The 15,273-nt window shown below is 58.9% G+C and carries 15 protein-coding genes; 9 read left to right on the top strand and 6 right to left on the bottom strand.

The window, feature by feature from the left end:
• Positions 1–125: 125 nt before the first annotated feature.
• Positions 126–377 (bottom strand): YMGG-like glycine zipper-containing protein, encoded by a 252-nt coding sequence (locus AGR7B_RS13090; protein ID WP_003492347.1) that lies wholly within the window; start codon positions 375–377, stop codon positions 126–128.
• A 370-nt stretch (positions 378–747) separates the two neighbouring features.
• On the opposite strand from AGR7B_RS13090, the gene hemA reads away from it, so the two are divergent.
• Positions 748–1,965, top strand: a complete 1,218-nt coding sequence (gene hemA, locus AGR7B_RS13085) for a 5-aminolevulinate synthase (RefSeq protein WP_078052391.1) — start codon at positions 748–750, stop codon at positions 1,963–1,965.
• 35 nt (positions 1,966–2,000) lie between these two features.
• On the opposite strand, the gene dxr is transcribed toward hemA, so the two are convergent.
• Entirely contained in the window at positions 2,001–3,194 is a 1,194-nt protein-coding gene (gene dxr / locus AGR7B_RS13080; RefSeq protein ID WP_080856818.1) for a 1-deoxy-D-xylulose-5-phosphate reductoisomerase, read from the bottom strand.
• Between the two features lie 188 nt (positions 3,195–3,382).
• Between dxr and AGR7B_RS13075 the strand changes: the two genes are divergently transcribed.
• Together AGR7B_RS13075 and AGR7B_RS13070 are read left to right on the top strand one after the other, a co-directional pair.
• Positions 3,383–4,084, top strand: a complete 702-nt coding sequence (locus AGR7B_RS13075; protein ID WP_080856817.1) for a phosphatase PAP2 family protein — start codon at positions 3,383–3,385, stop codon at positions 4,082–4,084.
• A gap of 31 nt (positions 4,085–4,115) precedes the next feature.
• Entirely contained in the window at positions 4,116–5,369 is a 1,254-nt protein-coding gene (locus AGR7B_RS13070; protein ID WP_080856816.1) for an FAD-dependent oxidoreductase, read from the top strand.
• Between the two features lie 6 nt (positions 5,370–5,375).
• On the opposite strand, the gene AGR7B_RS13065 is transcribed toward AGR7B_RS13070, so the two are convergent.
• Genes AGR7B_RS13065 through AGR7B_RS13050 form a run of 4 tightly spaced genes read right to left on the bottom strand, consistent with a single transcriptional unit; the run spans position 5,376 to position 9,278 of the window.
• Entirely contained in the window at positions 5,376–6,302 is a 927-nt protein-coding gene (locus AGR7B_RS13065; RefSeq protein ID WP_080856815.1) for an ROK family protein, read from the bottom strand.
• Between the two features lie 3 nt (positions 6,303–6,305).
• Complete coding sequence (nagA, locus tag AGR7B_RS13060) at positions 6,306–7,478, bottom strand: N-acetylglucosamine-6-phosphate deacetylase (RefSeq protein WP_080856814.1); 1,173 nt, start codon at positions 7,476–7,478, stop codon at positions 6,306–6,308.
• Positions 7,475–8,497, bottom strand: coding sequence for an SIS domain-containing protein (locus AGR7B_RS13055; protein WP_080856813.1), 1,023 nt, complete (start codon positions 8,495–8,497; stop codon positions 7,475–7,477). The genes nagA and AGR7B_RS13055 overlap by 4 nt, the downstream gene beginning before the upstream one ends.
• Before the next feature lie 28 nt (positions 8,498–8,525).
• Positions 8,526–9,278, bottom strand: coding sequence for a GntR family transcriptional regulator (locus AGR7B_RS13050; protein WP_003521268.1), 753 nt, complete (start codon positions 9,276–9,278; stop codon positions 8,526–8,528).
• Positions 9,279–9,431: 153 nt separating this feature from the next.
• On the opposite strand from AGR7B_RS13050, the gene AGR7B_RS13045 reads away from it, so the two are divergent.
• The 6 genes from AGR7B_RS13045 to AGR7B_RS13020 all read left to right on the top strand — a co-directional run bounded on the left by AGR7B_RS13045 (position 9,432) and on the right by AGR7B_RS13020 (position 15,234).
• Positions 9,432–9,614, top strand: a complete 183-nt coding sequence (locus tag AGR7B_RS13045) for a hypothetical protein (protein WP_059759935.1) — start codon at positions 9,432–9,434, stop codon at positions 9,612–9,614.
• Positions 9,615–9,729: 115 nt separating this feature from the next.
• Entirely contained in the window at positions 9,730–10,911 is a 1,182-nt protein-coding gene (locus AGR7B_RS13040; protein WP_078052397.1) for a Gfo/Idh/MocA family protein, read from the top strand.
• A gap of 12 nt (positions 10,912–10,923) precedes the next feature.
• Positions 10,924–11,808 carry a carbohydrate ABC transporter permease gene (locus tag AGR7B_RS13035; protein WP_078052398.1) on the top strand — a complete coding sequence of 295 codons (885 nt, stop codon included), beginning with the start codon at positions 10,924–10,926 and terminating at the stop codon, positions 11,806–11,808.
• Positions 11,805–12,662 (top strand): carbohydrate ABC transporter permease, encoded by an 858-nt coding sequence (locus AGR7B_RS13030; protein ID WP_078052399.1) that lies wholly within the window; start codon positions 11,805–11,807, stop codon positions 12,660–12,662. Before AGR7B_RS13035 ends, AGR7B_RS13030 begins: the two co-directional genes overlap by 4 nt.
• 38 nt (positions 12,663–12,700) lie before the next feature.
• The gene (locus tag AGR7B_RS13025) at positions 12,701–13,933 is read left to right on the top strand and encodes an ABC transporter substrate-binding protein (protein WP_078052400.1); all 1,233 of its coding nucleotides are present in this window, start codon (positions 12,701–12,703) and stop codon (positions 13,931–13,933) included.
• 188 nt (positions 13,934–14,121) lie between these two features.
• On the top strand, positions 14,122–15,234 hold the full coding sequence (locus tag AGR7B_RS13020; RefSeq protein WP_078052401.1) for an ABC transporter ATP-binding protein: 1,113 nt from the start codon (positions 14,122–14,124) through the stop codon (positions 15,232–15,234).
• Positions 15,235–15,273: the final 39 nt, after the last annotated feature.

The raw sequence follows: 15,273 nt of genomic DNA, 5'->3' as shown, positions 1-15,273 counted from the left end.
CGTTAACATTGCAATTTAATCATAAATAAACGGCTTTGAGGACCCTTGCGCTTGTGTTTTGCCGCCCAAAACGCAAAAAGCCCCGGTTGACCGGGGCTTCTGTGCAACGGTATTTAGCGAAGCGATTAGCGGCAACGCGCCGTGTAACGCTGACCGTACTGGTCGCGATAATAGCAATAGCCCGGTTCGGAAGCATTGCCGATGAGGGCACCGCCCACGCCGCCGATTGCCGCACCCACTGCCGCGCCACGAACGTTGCCCGTGATAGCGCCGCCAAGGACAGCACCGGAAACGGCGCCGATCGAAGCTCCCTTTTCGGTCTGCGTGCAGCTTGCGAGCGACAGGCCGACCAGCGCAAATATGATTGCCTTTTTCATGAAACTCTCTCCAACGTTACAATGAGCTCTTGTGGCTCGGTAGGCGTCCCATATTTATCTGCGGCGACTGCTACCTCCGACCGCCACAGATAACTAACAATTCGATGTCGTTTAGGGAAGCCTCCACTTTCGGCATTCCTCCGAGCGTAATCGATTGCGTCCCAAACAACGGCGCGGCGCAAAAAAGGTTCCAAAAATCCGGGTTTTTTGATGTGAATCAATTTTGTACTTTTCATCGGGTTCTATAAACGGTTTATTGGAATGGTTCAAAACAACGGCGAATTGACGCAGACGCGGTTAATGTGGCCCGCAAGGGTTGACGGTCCCGGTGTCGAGGCACAAAACGATCTGGTCAATTCTGGAGCATGGCATGGACTTCGAGGCATTTTTCACGACGGAACTGCAAAGCCTGCATTCTGAGGGACGTTATCGCGTTTTTGCGGATATCGAGCGCCAGCAGGGCAATTTCCCACGTGCGACACGGTATAACGCCAATGGCGAGCGCAAGGATGTGACCGTCTGGTGCTCCAACGACTATCTCGGCATGGGCCAGAACCCGAAAGTCATCGAAGCCATGAAGGCCGCCATCGATCACTGTGGCGCGGGTGCGGGAGGCACCCGGAATATTTCTGGCACCAACCACTACCACGTCCTGCTCGAGCGCGAACTTGCCGATCTCCACGGCAAGGAATCGGCGCTGATTTTCACCTCGGGTTATGTCTCCAACTGGGCGACCCTCGGCACGCTCGGTCAGAAAATTCCGGGTCTGATCATTTTCTCGGATGCGCTCAACCATGCATCGATGATCGAAGGCATCCGTTATGGCCGCTGCGAGCGGGTGATCTGGAAGCACAACGATCTCGAAGACCTCGAAGCCAAGCTCAAGGCGGCGGATCCGAATGCGCCGAAGCTGATCGCCTTCGAATCCGTCTATTCGATGGATGGCGATATCGCGCCGATCAAGGAAATCTGCGATCTGGCCGACCGTTATGGCGCCATGACCTATCTCGACGAAGTTCATGCCGTTGGCATGTACGGACCGCGCGGCGGCGGCATCGCCGAGCGCGAAGGCCTGATGGATCGCCTGACGATCATCGAGGGAACGCTCGGCAAGGCCTTCGGCGTCATGGGCGGCTATATTACCGGCTCCACGGCAGTTTGCGACTTCATCCGCTCCTTCGCTTCCGGCTTCATCTTCACGACGGCCCTGCCGCCGTCGCTTGCCGCCGGTGCGATTGCGTCGATCCAGCATCTGAAGGCAAGCCCCTTCGAGCGCGCCCGCCATCAGGACCGGGTGCGCAAGCTTCGCGGCCTTCTCGATGCGCGCGGTATTCCGCACATGGACAACCCAAGCCACATTGTGCCTGTCATGGTGGGCGATGCCGCCAAGTGCAAATGGATTTCGGATATCCTGCTCGACAGTCACGGTGTCTATGTGCAGCCGATCAACTATCCGACCGTGCCGCGCAAGACCGAGCGCCTGCGCATTACGCCGACACCACTGCACAGCGATGCCGATATCGAGCATCTGGTCGGCGCGCTGCACCAGCTCTGGTCGCATTGTGCGCTGGCGCGGGCGGTGGCGTGAGGCCGCAGTTTAGATAAGAGAAGACCGGGCCGCGTTTACGCGGCCTTTTCTTTGGTGGCGATCAATTCGCGGGCGTGACGACGGGCCTCATCATCCGCTGCGAAGACATCTTCGATCGTGGCGGCGGAGCGGCCGTCATGCATGCGGTCCATGACCGTTTCGACGATCTCGGCCATATCGAGAAAACCGATATTGCCTGCAACGAAAGCGTGAAAGGCGGTCTCTTCGGCGGCGTTCAGGGCAGCGCCCTGTAGACCGCCGCGCTCCAGCGCGGTGCGAGCCAGACGGATCGCCGGGAAACGGGCCTCATCCGGCGCTTCGAAATCGAGCCGCGCAAGTTTTGCAAAATCCAGCCGCTCGACACTTAGATTGCCGCGTTGCGGATAGGTGAGGGCATAAGAAATCGCAGTGCGCATGTCGGGAGAGCCGAGCTGGGCGATATAGGAGCCGTCGGTGTAACCCACCATCGAATGGATGATCGACTGCGGGTGGACGATCACCTCCACCTGATCGGGCCTGAGATCGAAGAGATATTTCGCCTCGATCATTTCCAGCCCCTTGTTGAACATGGAGGCGCTGCCGATGGAAACCTTCAGCCCCATCGACCAGTTGGGATGGGCGCGGGCGATATCCGCCGTGACATTGGCCATCTCCTCGCGCGACCAGGTGCGGAATGGGCCGCCAGATGCGGTCAGCACGATGCGTTCCACGCCCTGTTTATGTTCGCCCGTCAGGCATTGGAAGATTGCGCTGTGCTCGCTGTCGACCGGGATCAGCCTGCCGCCGCCCTGTTTGACCGTGCGCAGAAAAACATCGCCAGCCGAAACCAGGCATTCCTTGTTGGCGAGCGCTATGTCTGCGCCACGCCGTGCGGCTGTAAGAGTAGGCGCAAGGCCGGGTGTTCCGGCAATCGCCGCCATCACCCAGCCGGCATCCGTCGACGCGGCCTCTTCGAGGCCGGATCTGCCTGCCGCAACCGCGATGCCGGTGCCGGCAAGGGCCGATTTCAGCGCTTCGTATTTGTCGTCCTCGGCGGTAACCGCCAGCCGCGCGCCGAATTCCCGCGCCTGCTCCGCCAGAAGCGCGATATTGCCCGCGCCGGTCAAAGCCGTGATCTCGAACGCGTCGCGGCCACCCAGTTGGCGGACGACATCCAGCGTATTGGTGCCGATCGAACCGGTCGAACCCAATATTGTCAGCTTGCGTGGCATTTCACTGGCATTCGTCATTTTCAGTCCGTCGGTCGTTTCCGGTTCGCACCTCTCGGTGCACGTCGTTTTCCCGAAAACGCCATGCACTTTCGAGCAACATTCCTTAGCCTCTACCTGCGAAAACCAGCCATAACAAGGACAAAGCCGGGGCTATTGTTTTTGCGGAAGGCAAAGCCATATGCAAGAAAAACAATGAGAGGATATCGATGCGACGTTTTCTGGTTTCCAGCGGGTGGATTTTTGCGGCAAGTCTTGCGCTGGTCCTTGTCTTCATTCCTTTTGATCCGCGTCTTTCCGAAAGTGCGCAGGCGCTGCCTGGCGGCGTAGTCTCCTTCAATCGGGCGATTACCGATTTCGGAACCTTCCGCTGGATGCTCTATTCCACTGGCCTTCTGGCGATATTGGCCTATGTCGCCGCACGGGTTTTAAAGGCGGAGACCTATAATGGACGGCTGAGGACGGCATGGCGGCTTCTTACCTATTTCTTCCTGACGATCGGAACGGCGAGCATTCTCGTCCACACGTTGAAATTCCTGATAGGACGGGCACGGCCGGAGCTTCTGCTGGAAATGGGCGCCTATAGCCTCACCCCATTTACCGGCGACAATCTCTATGAAAGTTTCCCCTCAGGCCATTCGACCGCCGCCGGGGCGTTTTTCGGCGCTTTCGCCATGTTGATGCCGCGCTTCCGCTGGGCGTTTCTCCTGCTTGCCCTTGTCATCGGTGTTTCGCGTGTCATCGTCGGCGCACATTATCCAAGCGATGTTGCCGCCGGGCTGTTGCTCGGCATGTGGACGGCCATGGCCTTCGCCTTTATCTTTGCCCGGTCCGAAATGCTGTTCCGGTTCGATGCGCAGGGCTGGCCGCAGCCGAAGAATGTAAACCTCCCGGCGGCGGATACACGATAAGGACCTCAAGCGGGATGTAAGGGGGAAGGTGATGGAAGAAGCGACAATCGCTCCGGGAAATGACGGCGGGGCCGTTCAGCACATCCGCACGTCCGTCGCCGTGGCCGGTGGCGGGCCGGCGGGCATGATGCTTGGCCTGCTGCTTGCGCGCAGCGGTATCGATGTCGTGGTCGTAGAGAAACACGGGGATTTTCTCCGCGATTTTCGCGGCGACACCATCCACCCTTCAACGCTTGAATTGATGGAGCAACTCGGTTTCATCGATGAGTTCCTGAGCCTGCCGCACACACGTGCACCAAGGCTGAATGCGGTTATCGGCGGCGAGCGTATCACGATAGCGGATTTTTCCCGTCTGCCGGTCCGCCACCGCTTCATCGCCTTTATGCCGCAATGGGATTTTCTCAATTTCATTGTCGGCAAGGCGGGACAATACGAAAATTTCCGATTGCTGATGAATGCGCCGGTGACCGGACTGATCGAGCGCGGTGGCCATGTGGGCGGTCTCACGGTCAGCACGCCGGAAGGCATTATCGAGATAGAGGCCGATCTGGTGGTGGGGGCGGATGGGCGCAACTCCACCGTCCGCGAGGCGGCGGGGCTGGAAGTGCAGCGCTTCGGCATTCCGACGGAGGTGCTGTGGATGCGTCTTTCGAAACAGCCCGACGATCCGACGGAAACCATGGGGCATGCCGGCTCGCGGCAGGGTTTCGTCATGATCAACCGGGGCGATTACTGGCAATGCGGTTATGTGGTGCGAAAGGGGTTTTTCGCCGACATAAAGCTACAGGGAATTGAAGCCTTCAGGGACAGGGTTGCGGAAATCTGCCCTTTCCCACGCGAAAGGCTCGATGAGCTCAAGAGTTGGGACGATGTGCATCTCCTGACCGTCCGTATCGACCGGCTGAAGCGCTGGTGGAAACCCGGCCTGATCTGCATCGGTGATGCGGCCCACGCCATGTCCCCCGTCGGCGGTGTCGGCATTAATCTGGCCATTCAGGATGCGGTTGCGGTGGCCAATATATTGGTGCCGGTGCTCGTCTCCGGCCGGGCCATTGCCGATGATGATCTCGCCGCAATTGAAAAGCGGCGATCCTTCCCGACCAAGGCCACGCAATTTCTGCAGCGGATGATGCGTATCGGCGGCAAAAAAGGACGGGCAGATGCGGAAAAACCGAAGGGACCGCCAGCCTTTGTGCTGGCCATCATGCGGTTTCCGCTTCTTTCCCATTTGACCGGCCGGCTGGTGGGGCTGGGTTTCCGCCGGGAAAAGATCGAGACGATGTGATGCCGCTCAGGCAGTGCCGGCGGCTTCTTTCTCATATTTCAGCCCGATAACGGCGGATCCGATCAACCCCGGCTCGATGCGGCAGATGGCGGGCACGACTAAGGGGCGGTCGAAGCGCCTCAGAATGCGGCTCCTTACCACCTCGTCCAAAGCGGCGAGAAGCGCCTTCGAATTCGAAAGTCCGCCGCCGACCGGCACGATGGTTGCGCCGGTGACGTTGATCACCATTGCCAGAGGCGAGGCGAGAATATCGATAAGGACATCGATGGTTCTTGCGGCCTTCGGATCGCCCGCCTGCCAGGCTGCAATAATATCCTCGCTGGTCATTGCCTGCTGGTGAAGATGCGAATGTAGTTTTTCCATGCCACGGGCGCTGCCGATTGCATCGACGCAGCCGGTAAGCCCGCAACCGCATTCGAAACGCGGCAGCGAAACCGGCGGATTTCCGGCCAATGTCGCGGCCACCGGTCCGTGTCCCCATTCGCCGGCGAAACCGCCGTCGCTGTTGATGAGCTTGCCGTCGATCACCAGCCCGCCGCCTACACCCGTTCCGAGGATGACTCCGAAGACCACGCGATGACCCCGTCCGGAACCGATTTCCGATTCGGCGATCACGAAGCAATCCGCGTCGTTCGATACGATGACGGGAAGGTTCAGCGCCTTTTCCAGCTCGTCCTTCAAGACCCTGCCATGGATGCTCTGAATATTGGCGACAGTGGCTTTGCCGGTGTCGGGATCGATGACGCCCGCAATCGACAGCGACACGCAGGCGGGTGTGCCGCCGCTATTGTCGATGACGGATTTCAGGCCGGCGGCGAAGTCTTCGAAACTGGTCTTGGGCGTCGGGATGCGCGGCACGGGCCGAATATCGTCGGGAGCGTAGGCAATAGCGCCCTTGATGGTCGTTCCGCCTATATCGAAACAAACGATCATGATTCAGGCTCCGGAACGGGTGGCATCGTGGATTTTTTCTGCACCGATCCATGTCGAATGCATCTGAAGGTCGGGCGTCAGCATGACGAAATCCGCATCGAAGCCGGGCAGGAGCTTACCCTTGCCGGAAGCGCCGATTGCCTCGGCGGGATAGGCGGACGCCATTCTCAAGGCTTCTTCCAGCGGTGTGTCCAGCTTTTCATGCATGAAGCGTATGCAGGAGAGCATATCGATATCCGCTCCCGCCAGCGTGCCGTCGGCCAGCGTCAGCCTGCCGCCGTTGCGATAGACGCGCCTGCCGTTCAGTTCGAAACCGTCATCATCCGTGCCGATGGTGGACATGGCGTCGGTGACGAGGAAAATGCGCCCGGGATTATTCTTGGCGCGAAGCGCAATGCCGATCGCTGCAGGATCGACATGGAAGCCGTCAGCGATCAGCCCGCAATCCAGCTTGCCGTTCGAAAGTGCCGCCCCCACCAGTCCCGGCTCGCGATGGCCGAGCGGGCTCATAGCGTTGAAGAGATGTGTCACCATGGATGCGCCTGCCTCGGCATAGGCCGTCGCGACGCCAAGGCCCACATCGGTATGGCCGAGGCTGACGACGATGCCGGCTTTGTGCAGCGCTGTGACCTGCGCTTCGGTTACGTTTTCCGGGGCGATGGTTGTCAGCACGAAGGGAAGCTTCGCCTTGCAGCCCATCAGAACCGCAAGATCGGCCGTTTCCATCTTTCGGATCAGCGCCGGATCATGGGTGCCCTTGCGTGCGACGGAAAGATGCGGCCCTTCGAAGTGCAGGCCGAGAAAGCCGGGCACCCCTGCCTTGTGGGCGGCGATGCCGGCTTCGGCGGCTTTGGTTGTGATATCCGGCCGGTCGGTGATGAGTGTGACCATCAGCGCTGTGGTACCGAATTGCGCATGGGCCGAGCAGATGCGGGCGATGCCTTCCACATCCGGCTCGTTATTGAACATCACGCCGCCGCCGCCATTGACCTGAAGGTCGATGAAGCCTGGCGCAATGAACAGTCCTTCCGCGTCGATGATTTCGGCGTCTGCTGGCACGGATACGCGGTCAACAATGTCGGCAATGTGGCCATCACCGGTCACGAGCGCTTTGCCATCGTGCCACGCGGCGCCATCGAAAATGCGGGCGCCGACAAATGCCTTGCTGCTGCTCATTGGGTTTCCGTCACCTTCTTCAATGCCACGGGCGCATCCGGGTTGAAGCCGCGGGCGCGCGACAATTGCTCGATGAAGCCGTAAAACGGCGCGATCAGCAACAGGGCATCGGTCAGCGGGTGATTGGTTTCCACAAACGGCAGGGGCTTGGCCGGGCTGCCTTTTGCGGAGGTGACGAAAACACTTGCGCCCTTACCGGCGAGACCGGCCGCGATATCCGTCACGGAGGTTTCGGCGCGGTCACGCGCGGCAAAAGCGATGACGGGAAATTTCGGTGCGACCAGCGAAACGGGGCCGTGCATCACTTCCGCCGACGAATAGGCCTCCGCGTGGAGTTCGCAGGTTTCCTTGCATTTCAGCGCGGCTTCCGCGGCAATGGCCAGCGCCGGACCGCGGCCCAGCATATAGAGCGATTCCTCGCCCTTGACCGCTTCGCCGATCTGGCTCCAGTCGAGTCCGATGGCCTTGGCAAAATTCTGCGGCAAGGCGCTGACGGCTTTGGCGAGCAGGCTGTCTTCCGTCCATTCGGCCAGGATTGCGAGGCCGGCGACGATGGAGTTGACGAAAGATTTGGTTGCGGCCACCGCCTTTTCAGGGCCCGCCTGGATATTGATGGCGTGATTGGCCGCATCGCCGAGCGGGGAGGGCAGGGTGTTGACAAGCGAGAAGGTGAGCGCGCCGCCCTTGCGGGCGCTTTCCGCCAGAGCGACGATGTCAGGGCTTTTGCCGGATTGCGAGACGGCGAAGGCCGCCGCCCGGTCCAGCCGCAGCTTCGTCTGGTAGATCGAGGCGAGCGAGGGGCCGAGCGAAGCGACCGGAAGCCCGGTCTGCAATTCGATCGCATATTTCAGAAAATGCGCAGCGTGGTCGGAGGAGCCGCGTGCAATGGTCACGATAACGGCCGGGTCACGGGCCTTCAGCCTGTCTCCGGCTTCGTGGAAGTCGGCATTGGCATTGTCCAGCAGGCGGGCGACTGCATCGGGAATCTCATCGATTTCCTGGCGCATCAGGGTTGTCATCGTTTCATGTCCTTGATCAAGAGATTTGTCACTCGGGCCCCATCGTCAGTTCGGCGACGAGGTCATAGGCGTCGCTGCGGTACAGCGCGCGGGATATTTCCATGAGGCGCCCGCTTTCCAGATAAGCCATTCGCTGAACGGAAAGCGCTGCCGAGCCCGGCGGAACCCCGAGCAGCAATGTTTCCTCATCGGTGAGGTTACGGGCGGAGATGCGCTGAATGGCGCGCACCGGGCGAATGCCGTTTTTCTCAAGCTCCAGATAAAGCGAGTTTTCCACCAGTTGCGGGTCAGGCAGGATATCGCCCGGCAGGCTGGTGACTTCGAGTGCGATTGGCTGGTCATTGGCAAGACGCAGACGCGTGAGCCGCGCCACCATGGCGGATTGGGAAAGGCCGAGCGCCATCATCTCGTCGCCGGTCGGGTGGAACAGGCCTCTGTCCAGCCAGCGGGTGCTCGCCGTCATTCCACGCCGGCGCATGTCCTCGGTAAACGAGGTGAGTTTGGTCAGGGGCTGCTGCATGCGGGTGATGGGCTTGACGACGAAAGTACCCGAACCGTGCCGGCGAACGAGAAGACCGTCGCGGACGAGATCGTCCACCGCCTTGCGCACCGTGACGCGGCTGACGCAGGCGCTTTCGGCGATATCCCGCTCCGGCGGCAAGGCGTCGCCGTGCTTCAGGCGGCCGCCGTTGATGGCGTCTTCAATCGTCTGGCGCAGTTTCAGGTAAAGCGGGCCGCCGCCTGATTGCAGGTCGTCCAGATTAAGCGCTGCCCCGTTCATCCATAACCTCTGTCACGATCCATGTGGTCGGCGAAATGGCCGGCTCTGGCTATATCATATGCGGCGCAATCGGCAATACCAAAATAGAACCATTGCTAGATTTGTACGATTAATCGGTGGTTTTTTCGATATTTTGCCGAATAATAAGGCTGCATGCTTGATATTTTCGCATTAACCAAAAAAATTTTCTCGATAACGGAATTGCTCTGGACGATTGGCATTTTTTTGGTATTGTTTTTTGCGTCGGTGGTCGGCGGCGATCCGTTTCGCATCCGTCGCGCCGGGAAAATCGGTTTTCGACTCGCGGCAGCGTTTGCGAAATCGAATTTAGCTTGACCGTTGTGAAAATTAATTTCATCGTGGCAGGAAATTATCGCAGATAACTGGATGACCAGCACAGAAATGGTCGCTTCTGCGAAAATGAATTACGAATGAACAGGGAACAAAGTTCATGAAGGTGGGAATTATCGGACTCGGATTCCGTCTCGGTTATCTGGGCTACGTTTTTCATGAGATCGACAAGGATTTCGAGGTCGTCGGTTACGCCGATCCCGCGCCGGCGGGCCTGCCGGGCCTGCAGGAAAAGGGCATTTCGGCCGGCAAGGCTTACGATAGTCCCGAGGCGCTGATCGCAAACGAAAAATTCGATCTCTTGATGATCGGCTCACCGAACCACATGCATCTGGAGCATATCCGTATCGGGCTTGAGGCCGGCTGCACCATCTTCTCGGAAAAACCCATCGTCGTCAGCATCGAGGAAAGTCTTGAGCTCGCCCGGCTGCTCAACAAGCACGGGCATGAGCGGCTGCTCGTCGGTCTGGTTTTGCGTTATTCCCCGCTCTACCGCGATCTGCGCGCCGCACAGGCGGAAGGCAAGCTGGGCGATGTCGTTTCCATCGAGGCCTCGGAGCATATCCCGCCCTATCACGGCGCATTCTTCATGCGCGACTGGCGGCGTTACAAGAATTATTCCGGCTCCTTCATGCTGGAAAAATGCTGCCACGACCTCGATCTCTATAATGGCGTGGTCGGTGCGCGGCCGCGTTTCGTCTCGAGCTTCGGCGGGCGCAAGAGCTTCACGCCGGCAAACGCGCCGCAGCATGACGGCATCAACGACATGGAGGTGTACCATCGCAAGCCGAGCGGCTGGATGGGTTCCGACAAGGTCTTCGACAGCGACGGCGACATCATCGATTACCAGACGGCGATCGTGGAATATGAGAACGGCGCATCGCTCGCTTTCCATACCAATCTCAACGTTCCCGACGATTTCCGCCGTTTCTGCGTCATCGGCGCCAAGGGCATGGCCGAGGGCGATTTTGTGCGCGGCTTCCTGAACGTGCACAATGCCCGGACAAATGAAAAGACCGTGGCCAAGACCTATTCGGCGGCAACCGCGCTCTCGCAGCATTATGGCGCGGACGAGCAGATGGCCGAGGACGTTATCGCCCATATCGTCAAGGGTGCGGCCCTTCCGGTTTCCGCGCTCGATGCGATCGAGGCCGGTATTCTGGCGCTTGCCATGGATGAAGCGCGCCATGGCCGTAAAGTGATCGATCTCAAGCCGGTGTGGGAGGAATACGATCTGGCGCTGCACGGGCAGCCGAAATCCCCCGCTGTGAAATCGGCTTGAGGGGGGTGGGCAATGGATGCAAAACGTAGTGCAGTCGTCTTCGCCTGGTTTCTTCTTCTGCCGGCGCTTTTATATATCACGCTAATCGTTGCCTACCCGCTCGTGGATACGTTTATCCTGTCGTTCACCGATGCATCGCTTAAAAAAGTGACGAATTGGGTCGGCTTCATCAACTACGAGAAGATTTTCAACGCGACGTTTGCCGATGTCATCACGCGGACCTTTATCTGGACGTTCTTTTCCGTCTCGATAAAGATGATCATCGGCACATTCGGTGCGGTCTTGCTGAATTCGGCCGTGCCCGGCCGGGCGCTGTTCCGTATCCTGACCATGCCGCCATGGATCGTGCCGATGGCTATCGGCATCTTCATGTGGGGCTGGATGTATAACGGCCAGTTCGGCATGATTTCCGGGGTGCTCCAGAACCTCGGCCTGGTGGATGGCCCGGTTGCGTTCCTTGCCTATGGCAACACGGCCTTCTGGGCGACGGTCGTCACCGATGTCTGGATTGGTGTGCCGATGGTGACGCTCTATTTGCTGGCCGCCATCCAGTCCATTCCGCAGGACCTCTACGAGGCGGCGTGGACCGATGGCGCCAGCCGCGCCTACCGCTTTCGCCGTATCACCCTGCCTCTGATGCTGCCCGCCATGATCACCATGTCGGTCCTGTCACTGATTTCGACCTTCAATTCTTTCGATATCATCTGGATTCTTACGCGTGGTGGTCCAAACGGCGAAACCACGACAATGATCATCGATACCTACAAGACGGCGATAGGAGCTTACAAATATGGTGAAGGTGCCGCGCGCGCCGTGCTGATCTGCATCTTCCTGTCGATCTTCACCTTCTTTTATTTCCGCATCACCAGCCGTATCTCGCAGGAGGCCAGCCGATGACCGACAAAAATGCGATGATCAACCGCTACAGGTGGTATGAGGTTGTCGGGATTTATTGCGGCGTCGCCGTGTTCCTAACCTTCGTGCTGGCGCCCTTTGTGGAAGGCTTTCTGGTTTCGCTGAAACCGCTCAGCCTGCTGTTTTCGTCCCCTTATAAGTTTTGGCCCGAGAACGGCTCCTTCGAGGCCTACCGGACGATGTGGGTCAGCGTGCCTGGCTTTGCGCTTTATATTTTCAACTCCTTTTTCATCGCGGGGAGCATTACGCTCATCGTTCTTGCACTCGTGATACCCGCTTCATACGCGTTTGCCCGCTTTAACTTCAAAGGCGCGGGTTTGCTATTGGGAATATTTCTTGCTGTTAAGATGTTCTCGGGAGCCGTGCTGCTTATTCCATTGTTTCGCCTCATGCGATCCATTGGCGTATTGAATACCTATTTCGCGATGATCATTCCCGGAGTCGCTTTTATAATTCCAACTGGCATCCTGCTCCTCGTGACCTATATGCGCCGCATACCCCGAGAGCTGGAGGAGGCGGCTTATGTCGATGGTGCAAGCAGGCTTTACACCCTGCGTCGGGTTGTCCTGCCCATAGCAACGCCCGGCATAGCGGTCGTCGCAATCTCATCGTTTATCGAGGCCTATGCGCAGCAATTCATCTACGCGCTGACGTTCAATTCCAAGACCGAATATATGCCGCTGCCCGTGGGCCTGTTTGCCTATTTCGGCCGGCAAGAAGTCGTCTGGAACGAACTTATGGCAGCGAGCTTCGTCGGTATCGCGCCAGCGATGATCGCGATTTTCCTGATGCAACGATATCTCGTCGGCGGGCTAACCGCAGGCGCGGTGAAATAATCAATAACCGGAACGACCACCAAAACGGGAGACTACCTATGGCACTGAAACATTACGGATTGGCGCTATGCGCTTTCGCATTTGCCGGTTCCACCGCCCTTACGACGGTGACGGCGCATGCCGCCGACAAGGAGATCAGCTGGATCTATTGCGGCGACAAGATGGATCCCATCCATGAAAAATACATCAAGGAATGGGAAGGCAAGAACGCAGGCTTCAAGGTCGTGCCTGAGGTCGTCGGCTGGGAGCAGTGCCAGGACAAGGCTACAACGCTCGCTGCCGCCGGCACCCCGGTCGCCATGGCCTATGTCGGTTCGCGCACGCTGAAGCAATTCGCGCAGAACGATCTCATCGTTCCGGTGCCGATGACTGAAGACGAAAAGAAGAGCTACTACCCCAACATCGTTGACACCGTGACCTTCGAGGACACGCAGTGGGGCGTGCCGGTCGCCTTCTCGACCAAGGCGCTTTACTGGAACAAGGACCTTTTCAAGCAGGCGGGTCTCGATCCGGAAACGCCGCCGAAGACCTGGGCCGAAGAGATCGCGTTTGCCAAGCAGATCAAGGAAAAGACGGGCATCGCCGGTTACGGCCTGCCGGCCAAGACCTTCGACAATACCATGCACCAGTTCATGCACTGGGTTTACACCAACAACGGCAAGGTGATCGACGGCGACAAGATCACCGTCGACAGCCCGCAGGTTGTTGCAGCGCTGAAGGCCTATAAGGACATCACGCCCTATTCCGTCGAAGGCCCGACGGCCTATGAGCAGAACGAAATCCGCGCCATCTTCCTCGATGGCAAGGTCGGCATGATCCAGGCCGGTTCGGGCGCCGCCACGCGCCTGCAGGAAACCAAAATCAACTGGGGCATCGCCACGCTGCCGCTCGGCCCGGAAGCAAAGGGCCCCGGCACGCTGCTCATCACCGACAGCCTTGCGATCTTCAAGGGAACCGGCGTGGAAGAAAAGGCGACCGAATTCGCCAAATTCATCACCTCCCCCGGCCCGCAGGGCGAATACGAACTGCAGGGCGGCGCGGGCCTCACCCCGCTGCGTCCGTCGCCGAAGGTCGATGAATTCATCGCCAAGGATCCCTTCTGGAAGCCGCTGATCGACGGTATCGCCTATGGCGGTCCCGAGCCGCTCTTCACGGACTACAAGGGCTTCCAGGACACGATGATCGAAATGGTGCAGTCTGTCGTCACTGGCAAGGCAACACCGGAAGATGCCGCGAAGAAAGCGGCTTCGGCTCTCGAGCAGTATAAATAATCTTTCATGAGCACGGATGCGGGCGCTGGCCGTCCGCATCCGGCAAGTTTCGCCGTGGGAATGCCTTGCGTCTTCCGGGATGCTCTTTCCCCCTGTTTTCAACGGTTCCGATTCCGTGTGGCTTTGCCCCTGTTTCGGAACATCTCTGAACGTGGCCAGATGTCGGCCGCTGACGGGAGAGGCAAGTCTTGGGTCAGCTTTATCTCAACAACGTCCGCAAGAACTATGGACATTTCGAAGTCATCAAGGGCGTTCAGCTCGACATCAGGGATGGCGAGTTCGTCGTTTTTGTCGGCCCCTCGGGATGCGGCAAATCCACATTGCTGCGCATGATCGCCGGCCTTGAGGATATTTCCGCTGGCGACGTCGTCATTAACGGCGTGAAGGTCAATGACTTGCCGCCGGTCAAACGCGGCATCGCCATGGTTTTCCAGTCCTATGCGCTCTACCCGCACATGACGGTTTTTGAAAACATCGCTTTTCCGCTGCGCGTCGAGAAGATGGAGGGGGACAAGATCAAGCAGAAGGTCGAGGGCGTCGCCAAGATTCTCCAGCTCGATCAGCGTCTGCAGCAGCGCCCGGGCATGTTGTCCGGCGGTCAGCGCCAGCGCGTGGCGATCGGCCGCGCCATCGTTCGCGAGCCGAAAATATTCCTGTTCGACGAGCCGCTTTCCAACCTCGATGCAGCACTTCGCGCCGATATGCGCATCGAACTCACCAATCTTCACCGGACGCTGAAGGCGACGATGATCTATGTCACCCACGATCAGGTGGAAGCCATGACCATGGCCGACCGTATCGTGGTGTTGAATGCCGGCGAAATCGCCCAGGTCGGTGCGCCGCTCGAGCTTTATCACAAGCCGGCTAACCTCTTCGTGGCAGGTTTCATCGGCAACCCGAAAATGAATTTCCTGAAGGTCACGTGCAAATCCGTCAGCGCCGAGGGTGTGACGGTGGAATATGAGGGCCAGACGATCACCGTGCCGGTGGAGCCCCGCGCCGGTCTTGAAGGCAAGCAGCTGACGCTCGGCATCCGCCCGGAACATACCGGCCTCGAAACGGCCGACCTCAATGTCACGGTCGCGCCCAGCGTGATCGAGCGGCTCGGGGTCAATACCATCGCCTATGGCGTCGCGCCGACGGGTGAGAATTATTGCGCGCTGCTTTCCGGCTCCGCACCTGTGGTCGTGGACGAGCCCATCGTCACCGGTATCAAGGCATCGGATTGCCATCTGTTTGACGAAAGCGGCATTGCGCTCGAGCGGCGCGTCGATCTTTCAGTCCTCAAGCTGATCCAATAAGGCGCAGGAGCCGGGCCATGTTATCTGTTTTTCCATGCC

The organism is Agrobacterium deltaense RV3 (assembly GCF_900013505.1).
GTDB classification, from domain to species: Bacteria; Pseudomonadota; Alphaproteobacteria; order Rhizobiales; family Rhizobiaceae; genus Agrobacterium; species Agrobacterium leguminum.
The sequence above is the reverse complement of the archived record's forward strand: the minus strand, read 5'-3'. Positions and strand labels throughout refer to the sequence as shown.

What these genes read in the sequence shown, in the direction of transcription:
- AGR7B_RS13090 (WP_003492347.1), bottom strand. Translation starts at nt 377, where the DNA reads ATGAAAAAGGCAATCATATTTGCGCTGGTCGGCCTGTCGCTCGCAAGC.
- hemA (WP_078052391.1), top strand. Translation starts at nt 748, where the DNA reads ATGGACTTCGAGGCATTTTTCACGACGGAACTGCAAAGCCTGCATTCT.
- dxr (WP_080856818.1), bottom strand. Translation starts at nt 3,194, where the DNA reads ATGACGAATGCCAGTGAAATGCCACGCAAGCTGACAATATTGGGTTCG.
- AGR7B_RS13075 (WP_080856817.1), top strand. Translation starts at nt 3,383, where the DNA reads ATGCGACGTTTTCTGGTTTCCAGCGGGTGGATTTTTGCGGCAAGTCTT.
- AGR7B_RS13070 (WP_080856816.1), top strand. Translation starts at nt 4,116, where the DNA reads ATGGAAGAAGCGACAATCGCTCCGGGAAATGACGGCGGGGCCGTTCAG.
- AGR7B_RS13065 (WP_080856815.1), bottom strand. Translation starts at nt 6,302, where the DNA reads ATGATCGTTTGTTTCGATATAGGCGGAACGACCATCAAGGGCGCTATT.
- nagA (WP_080856814.1), bottom strand. Translation starts at nt 7,478, where the DNA reads ATGAGCAGCAGCAAGGCATTTGTCGGCGCCCGCATTTTCGATGGCGCC.
- AGR7B_RS13055 (WP_080856813.1), bottom strand. Translation starts at nt 8,497, where the DNA reads ATGACAACCCTGATGCGCCAGGAAATCGATGAGATTCCCGATGCAGTC.
- AGR7B_RS13050 (WP_003521268.1), bottom strand. Translation starts at nt 9,278, where the DNA reads ATGAACGGGGCAGCGCTTAATCTGGACGACCTGCAATCAGGCGGCGGC.
- AGR7B_RS13045 (WP_059759935.1), top strand. Translation starts at nt 9,432, where the DNA reads ATGCTTGATATTTTCGCATTAACCAAAAAAATTTTCTCGATAACGGAA.
- AGR7B_RS13040 (WP_078052397.1), top strand. Translation starts at nt 9,730, where the DNA reads ATGAAGGTGGGAATTATCGGACTCGGATTCCGTCTCGGTTATCTGGGC.
- AGR7B_RS13035 (WP_078052398.1), top strand. Translation starts at nt 10,924, where the DNA reads ATGGATGCAAAACGTAGTGCAGTCGTCTTCGCCTGGTTTCTTCTTCTG.
- AGR7B_RS13030 (WP_078052399.1), top strand. Translation starts at nt 11,805, where the DNA reads ATGACCGACAAAAATGCGATGATCAACCGCTACAGGTGGTATGAGGTT.
- AGR7B_RS13025 (WP_078052400.1), top strand. Translation starts at nt 12,701, where the DNA reads ATGGCACTGAAACATTACGGATTGGCGCTATGCGCTTTCGCATTTGCC.